Annotated in this window: 14 protein-coding genes; 8 read left to right on the forward strand and 6 right to left on the reverse strand. The window is 48.5% G+C overall.

What is annotated here, in order from left to right; genetic code table 11:
- Positions 1-168 precede the first annotated feature (168 nt).
- Positions 169-1,275 (reverse strand): patatin-like phospholipase family protein, encoded by a 1,107-nt coding sequence (locus KZZ10_RS06545; protein ID WP_259660681.1) that lies wholly within the window; start codon positions 1,273-1,275, stop codon positions 169-171.
- Positions 1,276-1,371: 96 nt separating this feature from the next.
- Here KZZ10_RS06545 and KZZ10_RS06550 point away from each other — a divergent pair, with 96 nt between their 5' ends.
- From KZZ10_RS06550 to KZZ10_RS06565, 4 genes are all read left to right on the forward strand, one after another.
- Positions 1,372-2,049, forward strand: a complete 678-nt coding sequence (locus tag KZZ10_RS06550; protein WP_259660682.1) for a cysteine hydrolase family protein — start codon at positions 1,372-1,374, stop codon at positions 2,047-2,049.
- 82 nt (positions 2,050-2,131) lie between these two features.
- Positions 2,132-3,055: an NAD(P)-dependent oxidoreductase gene (locus tag KZZ10_RS06555; RefSeq protein WP_259660683.1), complete on the forward strand. Its 924-nt coding sequence runs from the start codon at positions 2,132-2,134 to the stop codon at positions 3,053-3,055.
- A 74-nt stretch (positions 3,056-3,129) separates the two neighbouring features.
- The gene (locus KZZ10_RS06560; RefSeq protein ID WP_259660684.1) at positions 3,130-4,095 is read left to right on the forward strand and encodes a Bug family tripartite tricarboxylate transporter substrate binding protein; all 966 of its coding nucleotides are present in this window, start codon (positions 3,130-3,132) and stop codon (positions 4,093-4,095) included.
- A gap of 32 nt (positions 4,096-4,127) precedes the next feature.
- Positions 4,128-4,907 (forward strand): SDR family NAD(P)-dependent oxidoreductase, encoded by a 780-nt coding sequence (locus KZZ10_RS06565; RefSeq protein ID WP_259660685.1) that lies wholly within the window; start codon positions 4,128-4,130, stop codon positions 4,905-4,907.
- 53 nt (positions 4,908-4,960) lie between these two features.
- Here the strand turns inward: KZZ10_RS06565 and KZZ10_RS06570 are convergent, their stop codons facing one another.
- The 3 genes from KZZ10_RS06570 to KZZ10_RS06580 form a co-directional block, all read right to left on the reverse strand.
- Positions 4,961-5,614: a cupin domain-containing protein gene (locus KZZ10_RS06570; protein ID WP_259660686.1), complete on the reverse strand. Its 654-nt coding sequence runs from the start codon at positions 5,612-5,614 to the stop codon at positions 4,961-4,963.
- Between the two features lie 9 nt (positions 5,615-5,623).
- Positions 5,624-6,076 carry an SgcJ/EcaC family oxidoreductase gene (locus tag KZZ10_RS06575; protein WP_259660687.1) on the reverse strand — a complete coding sequence of 151 codons (453 nt, stop codon included), beginning with the start codon at positions 6,074-6,076 and terminating at the stop codon, positions 5,624-5,626.
- A 68-nt stretch (positions 6,077-6,144) separates the two neighbouring features.
- Positions 6,145-6,381, reverse strand: a complete 237-nt coding sequence (locus KZZ10_RS06580) for a hypothetical protein (RefSeq protein WP_259660688.1) — start codon at positions 6,379-6,381, stop codon at positions 6,145-6,147.
- A gap of 197 nt (positions 6,382-6,578) precedes the next feature.
- Here KZZ10_RS06580 and KZZ10_RS06585 point away from each other — a divergent pair, with 197 nt between their 5' ends.
- On the forward strand, positions 6,579-7,565 hold the full coding sequence (locus tag KZZ10_RS06585) for a Bug family tripartite tricarboxylate transporter substrate binding protein (RefSeq protein WP_259660689.1): 987 nt from the start codon (positions 6,579-6,581) through the stop codon (positions 7,563-7,565).
- Between the two features lie 105 nt (positions 7,566-7,670).
- Here the strand turns inward: KZZ10_RS06585 and KZZ10_RS06590 are convergent, their stop codons facing one another.
- Positions 7,671-8,474, reverse strand: coding sequence for a hypothetical protein (locus KZZ10_RS06590; protein ID WP_259660690.1), 804 nt, complete (start codon positions 8,472-8,474; stop codon positions 7,671-7,673).
- A gap of 195 nt (positions 8,475-8,669) precedes the next feature.
- Between KZZ10_RS06590 and KZZ10_RS06595 the strand changes: the two genes are divergently transcribed.
- The 3 genes from KZZ10_RS06595 (at position 8,670) to KZZ10_RS06605 (ending at position 11,535) form a co-directional block, all read left to right on the forward strand.
- A complete protein-coding gene (locus tag KZZ10_RS06595; RefSeq protein WP_259660691.1) occupies positions 8,670-9,161 on the forward strand; it encodes a Dps family protein in 492 nt (163 codons plus the stop codon).
- A 126-nt stretch (positions 9,162-9,287) separates the two neighbouring features.
- Positions 9,288-10,307: a calcium:cation antiporter gene (locus KZZ10_RS06600; protein WP_259660692.1), complete on the forward strand. Its 1,020-nt coding sequence runs from the start codon at positions 9,288-9,290 to the stop codon at positions 10,305-10,307.
- A 247-nt stretch (positions 10,308-10,554) separates the two neighbouring features.
- Positions 10,555-11,535, forward strand: coding sequence for an ATP-grasp domain-containing protein (locus tag KZZ10_RS06605; protein ID WP_259660693.1), 981 nt, complete (start codon positions 10,555-10,557; stop codon positions 11,533-11,535).
- A gap of 114 nt (positions 11,536-11,649) precedes the next feature.
- Here KZZ10_RS06605 and KZZ10_RS06610 read toward each other — a convergent pair whose 3' ends face one another.
- Entirely contained in the window at positions 11,650-15,072 is a 3,423-nt protein-coding gene (locus tag KZZ10_RS06610; RefSeq protein ID WP_259660694.1) for an autotransporter domain-containing protein, read from the reverse strand.
- Positions 15,073-15,565: the final 493 nt, after the last annotated feature.

The following is a 15,565-nucleotide window of genomic DNA, read 5'->3' on the forward strand; positions in this document are numbered from 1 at the left end:
AAAGAACGTTCCTACATTACACAGAGTATGGTGGCTACTATTTAGATGAGCGTATCAGAGAACTAAACGGAGAATTAATTGTTTAAATATTTGGTATTCTGAATTTTTCTATTTCAAACGATTCCGTCTTGAGTATTTACTGGATAGCCTCGCCAAAGAACTGTGTTCCTAAGCCCAAAACTCTTTAATTTTGGTAGCTTCAGTCTTTGCTCGCTCGTAGCCAGTGCGTAGTGCACCCGCGATCTGCTTTGGATCTAGGAGGTCTAGTCCGGCAGGCGTGCCAGCAACGATCCAGTTTACCTTTGTCCCGGTCGCTTCAATGTCCTTAATATTCTGAGCGACCGGATGAGGGATCGTGGTGAGTATTGCTCCGGTGACACCATCTGTCAAAGTAATGACGAGTGCTCTTTTAGAGCCGGCGACTAAATCTACGTGTGCAGGATTTGAGCAAATGCCGCCATCCATGACATAACGCTGACCCAGCAAGGTTGGTCCAGCAACACCGGGCAACGAACTACTTGCCGCCGCACCATGTGCCAAGGGGATATTATTTTTTCTAGCCGTTTGTTGCCCGACCACAAGTCGCTCGCCTGTATAGCAGTCAATGCCGGTTGTATACATTCGACTTGTGGGCCAGTCGGTCTTACTGTCACCTGTTAACAATGCAGCAACCTTTTCAATATGATCGCTGTTTAACTTGTTGTTGGCGGCTAACGCCGCGTGTCCAATTATCTTGCGCGTCTCAATGCTGCCATCGGTCGCACTCATATTGACTTGATCAGCTCTTTGTTGACTGATATTTGGTTTGGTGACGGGTGCAATTCTGGCGAAGATTTCGGGAAACTTACCAAAAAATTCAAACTCGGTCCGCAGACGAGCGAACTCGCCCGAAAGTAGCGACGAACCCATATAAGATCCGGCAGAAGTGCCAACAACCATCTCAGGGATTTTGGCCATATCCAAACCGGCTTCGTAAAGGCCGTGAAAGAAACCACAGTACCAAGCTATGTAATATTCCCCCCCACCGCCTAACACCATCGTGCGATCTAAGCCCGTCGCTAGTTTTGAAATAGTAGGCTTCTCAGCAATCTCTATCGCCAATCCATCGTCTACAAACAACTTTTTGGAAATCTCATTTGCCTTCAGCGTCATCGTTGTCTGGGAGTTGCTTGTTTGGGCTTGGACAGCGGTAATGGCCACACCAGACGTGCCCGCAATCGTTGCGACCCCTACAGCAGAGGTTTTCAAAAAACTACGGCGAGAGGATTCGGCCATGTGTACTCCGTTTATATTGTCGAAGAATGATTGCTTCGACGCGTTTGATTTGTCTATACTTTACCGCAATATATGTCGCGTGCCGGAGAGTCAGCCATGGCCCAAGAAAGCTGGAAAACCGCTTACCGTTCGTTTTATTACGAGCACGCGCCCATTCCACAAGATCTGACGCTAGATCCCAAAAGCACTGCTTTGCTCATCATAGATGTTCAAAACGCTTATCTAACTGAGTCCTCGGATCCGCTTGAGCGCGGACGCTGGGAGCCGTTTATGGCGCGCATGCACACTCAGGTCGTTCCCAATATCAAGCGCTTGATTGAAACCGCGCGGGCGCGAGCGATGAATGTCATGTTCGCTCGCATCGCCTGTCAAACGCCAGATGGACGCGATCGCTCGCTTTCACAACGTAAGCCGGGATTCAACAATCTTTTGTTGCCTAAAGACGAGTGGGCAAGTCAGATCATTGATGTATTGAGACCGAAACCTGAGGAAATTGTCGTACTAAAGACGACCGATAGCGCGCTCACCGGGACAAATCTTCGTCTCATCCTACGTAACTTAGGGATTGAACATGTCATTTGCGTGGGGATATTTACTGACCAATGCGTATCAAGCACGGTACGAAGTCTGGCTGACGAAAGTTTTGACGTTACAGTTTGCCACGACGCTTGCGCTGCCGCGACGGATGAGATTCATGACAATGAACTGAAGTCAATCAACTGGATTTATTGCCAGGTAGCTAGCACGGATGAAACCATAGGCTTTATTTGTTAAATATCAATATCTGATGGTTTGTTCATTAGAGCGTTAGTTCGCACTGTTGGCGTTTGCTTGTTAGGGTGAAGGAGAGGGGACTATGCAGGCACACGATAAGAAAATCTCGTCCGTCGTTCACTTCATCGGCGTTGGTGCGATGGGAGGGCCTATGGCCCAGCGGTTGCATGAGGGAGGGCATGTTGTACGCGTATTTGACAGCAACCCACAACGCGTCGAGGCATTTAGCGCTCAACATGGCAAACAGACCGAGCTGTCTTTAGAGCAACTCGGCTCAGACGCGGACTATGTTGTGATGATCTTGCCTAATAGCGGCGTAGTTGAGGAAGTGCTGTTCGGACAAAATGGCTTAGTCAGTCGTTTAAAAAAGAATGCGATGATTATCGACATGACTTCTGGGCAGCCGAACATGACCTTGTCGATGGGTCAAAGATTGGAGGCTTTGAATATTCTATTCATTGATGCTCCGGTTTCTGGTGCCGTTCCTCGGGCGCAGAATGGCACACTTACTATTATGACGGGTGGGGAAGCTGCTTCCGTTGAGCGGGCGGAGCCGCTGCTGTCACTGATGGGGATAGTCACACGAACCGGTCCGCTAGGATCGGGGCATGCGATGAAGGCGCTCAACAATCTAGTTTCATGCGCGGGTTATCTGATCGGAATCGAAGCGCTAATCATTGGTTCAAAATTTGGATTAGATCCGACCGTGATGGTTGATGTGTTGAATAGTTCGACTGGGATGAATAACAGCACTCAGAAAAAATTTAAACAATATGTGCTCTCCCGTAAGTTTGATTCTGGTTTTCCCTTGCATATGATGGTCAAGGACATCGCTATTGCAATGGGTCTTGCACGAAATCTTGGCGTACCCGCACCTTTTGGTAATTTATGCTTAGACTTATGGTCTGGTGCCAAGGGAGTATTAGGCCCGAATGTTGATCATACTGAGGTGGCGCGTCTAAGTGAGCAGTTGGCGGGCTGGCAAATCCCAAAATCGAATTCTTGATTTAGCAATTGGTTGTCGCGTATTTCCTGTAATTACTCTATAAAGTAAAAAAACGATTCCCTAAGGAGACAATAATGAAAAAAATATTAGCTTTACTTGTGATGTGCTTGGGTGTTTCTGTGCCTGCTTGGGCAGACTCCGCTTTTAATCCTACGAAGCCTGTCAAGATTGTTGTTCCGTTTCCACCTGGTGGTGGGACCGATGCCGTGTCACGGATTCTTGCCGAAAAGTTAACGCAACTCTGGAAACAACAAGTCATTGTTGAAAATCGTGCAGGTGCTCAAGGGAACATTGGAACTGCATATGCGGCCAAAGCCCCACCTGATGGCTATACGATCGTACTTGCACATCAAGGTGCGTTTACTGTGAATCCACATATTTATAAAGATACGGGGTTTGATCCAATCAAGGACTTCATCCCGATTACGCGTGGTACACAGCAACCGTTTGTATTGGTGGCGAATCCTAACTTGAATGTTAAAAATCTAAAGGAATTTATCGCATTAGCAAAAACGCAACCTGGCAAGTTGTCCTATGGCTCCAGTGCTTCTGGTCCTCAGTTGACCGGCGAGATGTTTAAAGCGGTGACGGGCGTCGACATGATGCATGTTGCCTATAAGGGCGCTGGCCCTGGTATCGTGGATGTGTTGGCCGGGCACATTGGTCTGTTTGTCGCAAATCCGACGTCAGTCGCACCACATGTGCGTGCGGGTAAGCTCGTGGGCCTAGTGATGTTCGGACCTGATGGCGTGTCGGTACTGCCGGACACGCCGACCGCCTCGCAGGCGGGGTTTCCTGATCTAGGGAAAATGCCTGAGTGGTATGGCTATGCTGTGCCAGCTGGCACACCTGCAAAGGTTGTTGAGGAACTCAACAAGGATCTCGTCACAGCTTTAAATGATCCCGCAGTCAAGGCGCGTTTGGATGGGTTGGGACTCAACGCTTCGCCAAGTACGTCAAAGGAGTTTGCGGACCAAATACAGCGTGATCTGACAGCGTCCAAGGATCTTGTTAAAAAATCGGGCATGACTGCACAGTGAGTATTGGTTGTTTTGTTTCTTAGGACTAGAGCATGCTCAAAGGTAAAGCGGCACTCATCACGGGTTCGAGTGGTGGTATTGGTTTGGCCATTGCACAGGAGCTCGCGTCAGCGGGCTGTCATATTGTGCTGCATGGACTTGAGGACCCGAGTGTCGTTGCTGAGCACCTTGCTACGATGCGATCGTTCGGTGTGACTGCGCTGTATCTTCAAAAGGATTTACAAGATCCCAAAGAAATTGAGCAGATTGCTGCGATAGCTCTTGAGCAGTTCGGCTGTATTGACATCTTGGTCAATAATGCAGTGACTCGACACTTTTCAGCGATTGAGACGTTTCCCACTGACCGTTGGAATCAGGCTCTTGCGGTCAATCTCAGTGCACCATTTCATTTCGTGAAAGCTTTTTTGCCTGGCATGCGAAAGTCGGGCTGGGGACGTGTGATCAACATGACTTCAGTCTATGGTCAGCGAGGTACCCCCAATCGCATTGACTATGTCACGACAAAAAGCGCGCTAATCGGTCTGACGCGTGCGATTGCCGCAGAGGTTGTGGGTCAAAACATTACCTGTAATGCCCTGTGTCCTGGGTCTGTGCTCACTCCAAATATAGAAAGCAGAATCCGTGCCTTGATGCACGAAAAAAATATCGATTGGGATCTTGCGACAGCAGAGTTTTTGCACGGCAAGCAACCTGGTGGAAAGTTAATTCCAGCCAAACACCTCGCAGAGCTCGCCCTATTTTTGTGCACAGCTACCGGTGGGCAGATGAATGGTGCCATACTGCCTATGGAAAATGGTTGGTTAGCCCTTTAGCCTTGAGATGTTGTGACAATACAAATTCGTCTCGCCGTTGCCAGCGCTCCCAATCAGACGAGTAGATGTCCAGTCTTAACGAAGATGGTACAGCCCTCTTTGCTGAATGGCTGGTGCATGCTCATGTGAGGACTTCTGATCCATGATCCCGCAGGGTAGCGCCCGTGCTCGTCTTCAAACACGCCGTCAACGACAAATATCTCTTCGCCACCATAATGTTTATGTGGATTGAAATATGTTTGAGGTGCCCATCGAACTAAAGTCGATCCAGTACCCTGCTGCATGAGGGGCATCACAGTTAGGCCTGGCACCATGCCTTGGTACCAATTCGCTGTTGCAGTGTTTAGTACCTCTCTCTGAACTTGATCTGCACCAAGGTGTCGTAGCTTCACAAAAAGGGTACAGCCTGTTTCGCTACGCGGTGCATGCGAGGAGCCCGGCGGGTTCATGATGTAAGTGCCAGCAGGATAGTCGCCTGCTTCATCGCTAAATACTCCGTCTAAAACGAATATCTCTTCACCATATTCATGGGTATGACTTTGGAACTTAGATCCAGGTTGGTATCGAACGATTGAAGTCGCTTTCGCTACCTCATCACCCACACGCTCGAGCATTCGTCGCTCAATACCTGACTCCGGACTAGGAATCCAAGGTAGGTCGTGATGATTGATTACGACTCTCTTACTGTAGTCAGTGTTGATATTCATCCATTGCTCTTAATCAGGCACCGCAGATCGATGAAATTGAACGATCTGCCATTTTTCGTCACGCTTGGCCAACACGAATGATGTCCTACCTTGGCGGTAAAAGGTCGCTCCATCTTTCGTACCGCTTACTGTGTCCATTCCGCTAATTAGCACTACTGTACTCGAGAGCTCCATGGTGGAATAGCTCTTTAACTGGGCGCCTCTTGGCATATCTCTTTTGAGACTTTGGAAATACTTTCGAAAGTATTCAGGGTTCGTTCCAACTTCTTTGCTGCCAGTTCCAATGAACAATGCATCAGTGGCATAAAGACTAACTATTCCCTCAATGTCTGAGGCATTAAAAGCTTGAATCCATTTAGCCAAAACCTGAAGTGCCTCTGCTTTTATACCGGAAATGGCTGTGGAATCAAGTGGTAATGTTGCAAGGGGAGTTGTTCCTTTAGCGGCAACGGACCTATTCATTTGATTTTCCGGTTAATGGCAGAGGGTTGAGGTTGGTTTCATTTAGTTAGTCTAAGAAAGGGCGATATCTAGCTATTCAGTGCATCAAACCAAGAGATGACCCGTTTTGCCGTTGTGATAGCTTCAGTCTTAGAATTAAAGGACTTGGGCGCGCTATCTAACATCAGAATCCAGCCGCTCATGTCTTCAGGTTCGCGGCGCCATTCTTGAAACCGAAACATCCCATTCAGATCTTGAATGATATCGACACAGCGGTTTTGTTCTTGATTTTCGACGCTGTGTGCAACTAGGTATTTTTTTTGCATACCCCAATGCTAGGCGTTGAAGTTGAGTTTTACAATAACTGGATACCTTAAGCATGATCTGCATAAATGGGGTTTTTGTTTGAAAAACAATGAGACTTTTAATATAAAAAATTATCAAATCAAATGGTAGTTTACAAACGTTTATGCTACTTTGTTCACAAGACTTCCCCAAAATAAGAACTTAGGAGACCTTTAAAATGAAGCGAAAACTAACCCAACATGTACCGCGCGTTCTAATGGCGGCTCTCTTACTAGGCACCTCTCTTGTTTCGCATGCGCAATCTGAGTATCCCAATAAACCCATACGCCTAATTATTGGTTTCCCTGCAGGAGGATCAACCGATATTGTTGGGCGGATCGTTGCGCAAAAACTGAGTGAACGTTTAGGTCAGAGTATTGTCGTGGAAAATAGAGGTGGTGCAGGTGGCACGATTGGTACTGATGCTGCCGCTAAAGCAGCTCCTGACGGCTACACACTCACGCTGGGTACAACCAGTACGATGGCAGTAGCGCCTGGCGCATACTCCAAGCTCGGCTATGACCCAATCAAGAGCTTTTCCCCAATCTCCCTTGTGGCGGTGACGCCATACTTGCTGGTCGTAAACCCGCAAGTGCCTGCAAAATCCTTGGCCGAACTCGTCGCATTAGTTAAAAGTCAACCTGGCAAACTGAATTATGCCTCGGCAGGCAATGGCTCCACGACCCAGCTTGCCACGGAAATGCTAAACGATGTGACTGGCATGAAAATGACGCACATCCCATACAAAGGTAATGCTGCTGCTGACTTAGCCATTCTCTCCAATCAGGTGGAGGTGCTCTTTGGGTCTATGCCCGCTCTATTGCAGCACGCTAAAACCAATAAACTGCGTGCACTTGCGGTGGGTAGTTCCACGCGATCATCCGCACTTCCAGAAACGCCTACCGTTGCAGAACTAGGTTATCCCGGTTTTGAAGCGGCTTTATGGTTAGGCGTATTGGCCCCAGCAGGTACACCAAAGCCAATCATCGATAAATTGAATAAAGAGCTTGTAGCTATTGCGGCAACTGCTGATTTCAAAGCCGCAATGGATAAAAACGGCGCTGATGCAACCAGTAACACGCCCGAGCAATTTGCCAGCTTGATTAAAAATGAGGTTGGAAAATACGGCAGCATTACAAAAAGATTAGGCATCAAACTCGACTAGACGCTCGATATTTCGTTCGTTTAAAAGTAAAAAACCCTGCGCAAACGCGGGGTTTTTTCAGTTTCAGATGCTGGATCGAGGCAAAATCGACCAAGGTTTAATTATTTATACGGGCCCCAGGGAATTCCTCAGTCGTAACAAATCCTCATTGAACTCATCAAAGGGCATTAATAAATTGGGGTACTCGAGGGCTAGGATGACGTAAATTCCAAACCCCATCAGCAGTAAATACACCATCGCCAAGAACCAGTCGGTTTCACCCCTCATCGCCACGGTGTAACCAATTAATAGTGAGGCAACGCACAACAAGGTATATATAAACCGCATCATTAAAATTGGCGGATGCGATTTTGTTTTTATGTCGGCCGAGTGAAAGGTGGAGACCAAATTTCGCGTTTGGAGAGTAATGGTTTCAAACAACAAAGCTTTGTTTTCCGAGGGCGCAACTGCAACTGCTTTTGCAACATCCACGTTTATCTGCCTTACTAGCTTAGCCAAACGGTCAGTCGCAATCGCAATGTCATTCATGTTTTTGAGATCTGAATAAGTCTGTATGCGAAGAGTCAAAAGTCTGCTCAAGGATTCTTGTATCGCTGCCTGATCTGTCGGTTGTAAATAATGAGTAGATTCGTAGACTTCTTTGATAGCATTTGCTTGGGCACGAACACCTTCGCTACGAGTCTCGTAGTGATTGGATGCGTTCGAAAAAGTAAGGCCCAAAACCAAGGCAGACAAGCCAAAGATGGCTGTGAACAGGGCATCTTCAATAACCACCTCAGTACCGCCAAATTTTTTTGCACGATACCGTCCTAAAAGCCATCCAGACCCCAAAAAGAAAGTGATCGAAATAGCAAATAAGGCGGGCAAAAACTTAACGAGTTGTAAGTTTATGTCTGTTGATGCGATCATATCGATTAGGCAGTGATTGAATGAGATTGATCATAGCAAATTAATAATCCTTGGAATTATTGACTTCTTTCGGCATTTGTTAAAGACATAGTTGATGCGGCTCGTCAGGTTTATCCCTATTTAGAGGCTACTCATGGCACTATTAGAGTCAATATCACCATTGTATGAATCATTGCGTCCACTCAAGGGAAAATTATGAACAGCAAAGCAAAAAAAACCGTGATAGATATTGGCATTAGCGAAAAAGACCGCAAAGCGATTGCTAAGGGACTATCAGAGCTTTTGGCTGATAGCTATTCCTTATATTTGATGACGCATAACTTCCATTGGAATGTGAAGGGTCCGATGTTTAACACCCTTCACACCATGTTCATGGCTCAATATACAGAGCAGTGGGCAGCACTTGATTTAATAGCGGAACGAATCAGGGCGCTTGGAGAGCCGGCACCGGGTACTTATAAGGAGCTATCAAAACTAACCTCTATCAAAGAAATTGACGGAGTGCCCAAGGCAATGGATATGGTCAAGTATCTTGTCAAGGCTCAGGAGGCTACTGCGAGAACTGCTCGTAAACTGTTCCCCGTCGTTGAAAAAGCAAACGATCAACCTACAGCAGATCTGCTGACTCAGCGACAAGATATCCATGAAAAAACTGCTTGGATGCTAAGAAGTCTATTAGAAGAGTAGATCTTTGTATGTGCCACGCGCTATTCTTTATACGGTAACGGAATCGCCGCTGGACATTAGCGGGCCAGGGTTTTGACGTCTTTGTTTAAATTAACAATCAGTTTCAACGATAGGCGATAATGAGCAATGCTCCCATATCCAGAAGCGCTGTGGCAAATCATCTTAATGGCAGTTCTATTGATCACTGCAGTGATCCTTGCTGTCCATCAGGCGGAAGTGATCGCGCATAAAACAGGCGAACCATTTGGTACTCTTGTTTTAGCGTTATGCGTCACAATCATTGAGGTCGCTTTAATTGTTTCAATTATGTTGTCGGCAGATGAGGAAGGCGCCGTAATCGCTCGCGATGCTGTTTTTGCCACTGTCATGATTGTCATGAATGGCATTATTGGTATATCGATATTTTTAGGTGGCTTACGGCACCGCGTTTTGTCGTTTCGCATTGAGGGCAGTAACTCGAGCTTGACCGTCTTGATTGCACTGGCAGTTCTGACCCTGGTAATGCCTAATTTTACGACTACAACGCTAGGTCCTACCTTTTCAGATAGTCAATTGATATTTGCTGGCGTTCTGTCTTTAGTACTGTACGTTACCTATGTTTTCGTTCAAACAATACGGCATCGTGACTATTTTTTGCAACAACGGGAAGCTGAGTCTGCGCATCCCATCAGCCATACTTCCCCTCCTTCGAATGCAAAAACACTTGTCAGCGGCATTCTATTGCTGATTTCGTTAATTTCAGTGATTCTCCTAGCCAAGGCTCTGAGCCCGTCTATTGAACTAGCAATCGACAAAATGGGTGCGCCACGCGCGGTCGTGGGAATTGCCATCGCCTTACTCGTCTTGTTGCCCGAGGGTGTCGCGGCGACGCGTGCTGCAATCGATAATCGGCTGCAGACCAGCTTGAATTTATCCCTTGGTTCGGCTTTAGCAAGTATTGGACTCACTATTCCAGCCGTTGCTTTCGTTTCGATCTTGTTTGATTTGCCCATAAGCTTGGGTGTCGATGCATTAGGTATGACTTTTTTAGGACTGACGTTTTTACTAAGCATCTTAACGATCGCGGTCGGTCGTGCAACGATACTTCAAGGCGCAGTGCATTTAGTAGTATTTGCAGCGTATCTCTTTTTGAGTCTGGTCCCTTAAAAACTGCTCAGCAAATGATTGAGTATTCAGAATTTTGGGATGAGATCAGTAGCAGGCAGCACCGCTCAAATTCAAGAGGGCCGACTAAATTTACAGAACCCCCTCATAAGAAACGTTGAGACTAATTGGTTATAAAGAAATTATAAGAATGTCGTTTTGATTTTGAAGAGTTTTTATTATGCTGTCGGATTGTCCGGATATGCCGTTCCGGATAGCGTTTGTGTAACCGGCATCGTAAAGATGAGACATGTCGAAAATTTATGTGATCCATGAGAACTCCGCGTGGGTGGAGCCGTTACAAGTAGCTTTTCGCGAGCTGGAATTACCTTACGAGGAGTGGTTTCTGGACGAGGGCAAACTGGATTTGTCCGTGCCTCCGCCCGAGGGAGTTTTTTACAATCGTATGAGTGCTTCATCGCACACTCGCGATCACCGCTTCGCGCCGGAATACACGGCAGCAGTGTTGTCTTGGCTTGAGGCTCACGGTCGGCGTGTTGTGAACAGCAGCCGCGCGCTGCAGCTTGAAATTAGCAAGGTCGCACAGTATGTTTCTTTGCAGAATTACGGGATCAAGACCCCTCTCACCATCGCTGCAGTCGGCAAGCAGCACATCATCGAAGCCGCCCGCCAGATGACGGGTTCGTTCATCACCAAACATAATCGCGCAGGCAAAGGGCTAGGCGTAAAACTTTTCCATCATATCGATGCCCTGCAAGACTATGTGGGCAGCGCACAGTTCGAGCCCTCCATCGACGGCATCACGTTGATCCAGGAATACATTCGCGCGCCGCTGCCATACATTACGCGTGTCGAATTTGTAGGCGGCAATTTTCTTTATGCCGTGCGCGTTGATACTTCGCTAGGATTTGAGCTCTGTCCGGCGGACGTCTGCCAGATTGGTGATGTTTTTTGTCCGGTGGGTGAAACTGCTCCCGAAACGCCTGCGCCACGCTTTCAGATCATCGAGGGTTTTGCTCACCCCATCATCAAGCGTTATCAGCGCTTCATCGCCGAAAACGGAATAGGGATTGCCGGTATTGAGTTTATTGTTGACGAGAGAGGTGAGGTCTACACCTACGATGTCAATACGAATACCAACTACAACAGCGACGCCGAAGCGGCAGCTGGGCTTTACGGTATGCGTGCGATTGCCCGATATCTTGGGCAGCAGTTGTATGAGCTGAATGCCCGCCGGGAAAGTGTTCACACGTCTGCAGCTATTGCCTAACCGCAGGGGTTTTTAGGTTCAGATGGTGGCTCGGGGCGGAATCGAACCACCCATCACAAGGCAGCCCGAAGGCTACTTTGTTGCTCCTGAGATAATGGCTAAAGCGACTGATTATTAAAACTGCACCTTCAGTCCCACATTGACTGTACCCATTGCCTGGCCGCTGCGCGCCTCACCGGAGATGCCTGCATAGGCAAAGGTGTTCTCAGACATCTTGGCTGTGCCGTATAATCCTGCTTGTACAAACGCGGTGCCTGCTTTCGGTGTGGTGATGTTGGTGTTAATGCCTGCGAGCGATGCATTGAGTGTGGGATTCAACAGTCCCGAGGAGTCTGCACCCACGCCTACGTAAGCACGATAAGTGTGCTTGGCCGTCATGGGATTGTTGTCCTTGGAGCCCGCAGCCAAGCCGATCACCCCGCGCACGCCGTTTCCGGTGTAGCCCTTAACACTCAACGCCGAGGCCACATCACCCTCATTGATACTAGATTGCGTAACCATCTGCCAGGTAACACGGGCAAAAGGTGTGATCCTGAACTGATCCATATCGATTGGACGACTCACACCAAGACTGAGCATGGCATCATTGCCAGAGACCGACTTGCTCTTGAACCCATTGCTCAAGCCAGAGACATCACCACGTGACAAATCGCTTGAGTTCAGACCAATACTTGCCATGGCATCGACGGTGTAGTCCTGAACAGACATCTTGCCGTAGGCAAAAATCGCCCCTTGTTGGATGGTGCCAGAGCCGTATGTTGGGTTCAAATTGGTATTAGACAGAGCCAAACCGCCACCGATCCTCATGTCATTTGAGGTCTGGAAGTCTGAACCAAACACTAATTGATACAGATTACTGCTCCAGCCACCCGAGTGGCCATCGCTTGAACGATTACCCTTCTGATACGCCAGATCACCCCAGACATTACCATTCGAGAATGACTTTGCATCTGCATTTGGATTAACACTAGAGTTAGATCCAACCGCTGCGCTAGGTGCTCCACCCGAGATCGCTGTTTGCGAGTGAGCCATAAGTGCGGTGTTGCCTGCGGGATTGGTCATCGAGTTAGGAAGACTAATGCCCATGGTGTCGCCCAATCTCGCCATCACTGCTTTTTGAGCACGCTGTGTGCTTTGTGCAATCACAGCAACCGTGGCTGCGTAGACTTCACCCGCTAGGCTTTGCGTAAATGATGCCAAACTTGTTAAGCTCTGGTTGTATGTTGCATACAATAATTGATCTTGCGCAGTCGTTGACGTGCCAGCCTGCACTGCTAAGATCATCGTATCCAAGGCACCACCAACTGATTGAGCATTTTTGTTACCCGACAACGAAGAAATCGTCGTTTTATAGGACGTGGGGATTACGGCCAGATCAACGCTGTTGCTGCCCGCCATGTTGTAGAACGGTAAGAACTGCGTGCCTGCTGCAAGCTCTGCGGGTTGCGTGATGGCTGAGAATTTACCCGAGATACCACCGTCCGCTCTCACCATACGGAAACGATCGCCCAGCACTGGTGTGTATGGTGTGCTGCCATAACCCGACTCTGATGCATTGAAAAGATTAGATAAACGAGGGGTTAAAGTCGAACCCGAGTTGATGATGAACTGTCCACCGGTGATGTTCAATGCAGAGTAGTAGCCCGTTGCACCAACAGGAGTCGCACTGGTGGCTTGCGCACGACCTGCGATATCTTGCATGTAAATTGAGCCAGCATTCATGGTAACGGTGTTGGTCGCTGCGAGATAGCCCGGCGAGTTGCCAGGCTTGAGATTACCCGCCACGGTGAGCTGGCCATTTATCGTGCCCGTGCCCATCAGTGTTGCGCCTGAAGACACCAAAACATTACCAAAGCCTGTAGGAGAGGCGCCTGAAACAGACAAGGTGCCCGACGAGACGGTCGTCCCGCCTGTGTAGGTATTGGCACCCGTCAGAATTAGCGTGCCAGTGTTTTGTTTGACGAGGCTGCCGGTGCCCGACATGACGCCGGAGTATGTACCTTGTGTCGCTTGATCAAATACCACTTGGCTGTTGTTGAGAATGGCGCCTTGGAGGCTCGTGGTGTTGCCCTGTAGTACGCCTGACGAAACTGTGGTCCCACCTGAGTAGGTGTTAGCACCCGTCAAAATCGTAGTTCCAACACCATTAAATATTAGTCCACCAGATCCAGAAAACACACCCGATAATATGGCTGATCCTGTTGTCGGGGCAGTGATTATGCTTGTAGAGTCTACAGAAAAGTTCTGGCTTGATTGGTCCCCATTGCTTAACGCGAGGGTACCACCGGCCATAATCAAAGTGGGTTCGCCAGAAAGCTGACTTAACGTGACGGTCTCACCGCTGACAATATTGAGTTTGCAAACTTGGCAAGCTGTGATCGTCAGCCCCCAGATATTCAAGGCAGGGTCGGTCAGAGTCAAGAGATACGAATAAATACTCGTCACACCGCTGAAGCTAGTCAGACCAGGTAGACCTAACTGAGTCGCTGAGATACCAGTTAAAACAGAAGCAAATGTTGTATTGATGATCGAACGACTCGTTGTCGAAAGCGAGGAAATACCAAAAGTAGTGGTGCCGATACCGTTAGTGACCGCCAACTGCCCATAATGATTCGCGCTGTTAATAATGATGTTGTAGTTGGCGGGTAAATTGGATGTGTAAGTCAGCGCCCTAGTAGACGGGGATGTGCCATCACCCCCTTGGGCGTTGTTGAGTGTATTAATCGCTCCGGACGCCGCGGCGATACCGTGGTTGGACATACCCACGGTGATCGAGCCTGAGTTGGTGATCGTAGCGTTGGCGCCTGTGGCATAGATACCGGAGTTGTTCGACCCCGTGGTGCTGATCGAGCCATTGTTGGTGATCGTGATGCCGTTACCTCTGAGATCTATGCCGTTGCTGAACCCACCCGTGGTGCTGATCGAGCCATTGTTTGTGATCGTGGTAGCGGTACCTCTAGCATCGATGCCGAAGCCGTATTGGCCCGTGGTGCTGATAGAGCCTGAGTTGGTGATCGAGGCGTTGGCGCCAGTGGCATAGATGCCAACGCTGCTCGGCCCCGTGGTGCGGATTGAGCCTGAGTTGGTGATCGTGGCGTTGGCGCCTGTGGCATAGATGCCTTCGCCGTCATACTGTGCGGTGCTAATCGAGCCCGAGTTAGTAATTGTGGTGTTCGCGCCTGTGGCATAGATGCCGTAGCTGAATTGGCCCGTAGTGCTGATCGAGCCCGTGTTGATGATTGTTGTGGGGCTTCCCGAAAAGGTGTTAATGCCCCAACTGAATGAGCCTGCAGTGCTGATCGCACCTGCGTTGGTGATTGTCAGGTTGTCGCCTGAAGCCTCGATACCTAACCTTTGCGGTCCGTTGGTGTTGATAATACCGGACGCCGTGACCGTCACGTTGCCAGAGCCCTCATTATTTTGGGTTGTATCTACAGTTCCAGTCACGGTAATGTTTGCGGCGAAGGCTGGCACCGCTGTTAATCCACCAAACGCCAGCAAGTTGACGAGAAAATATTTGACGGGTGAGGGGGGCATGGTGACTAGTCACTCTCTATTAGAGTTACGAAATAAACATCGCGTATGCTTACGGGAATCCACCTGCTTAATGACTCGCATCTTGACTTTAATCAGGATCTACAGCTAAAAAATTCGTAATACATTAACACACGGGTTCACAGTTCGTGACGTGTCTTTGAACTCCTTAGCGGACGGTCAGTTCTGAAGGAGTTTTAGCTGAAAGTCTGTTTCAACTTGTAACCATCCTGTCTCGTGAATCAACGCTGCCGTAACTGAACGCTCGAGGTTTCGTCCGTTCAAAAGGACGTCGCCAACCTGCAAGCCATGTGCTCGGTATGAAGATAAGCCCCCAAAAGCAAAAACTCTCCTCTGGCGCGAGCCCGCAGCCGCTCAAAGAAAGCGGGTGTAATTGGATCGCAGAACGGTGAATTTAGGCCGGCTAGCAATTGCTCCCGGAGCCAAGCTCGGTCTTGTTGAGCTTGGTAAATTAGCCCTAATCATGACCAAAGGA

The organism is Zwartia hollandica (assembly GCF_019923725.1).
Taxonomy (GTDB): Bacteria; Pseudomonadota; Gammaproteobacteria; order Burkholderiales; family Burkholderiaceae_B; genus Zwartia; species Zwartia hollandica.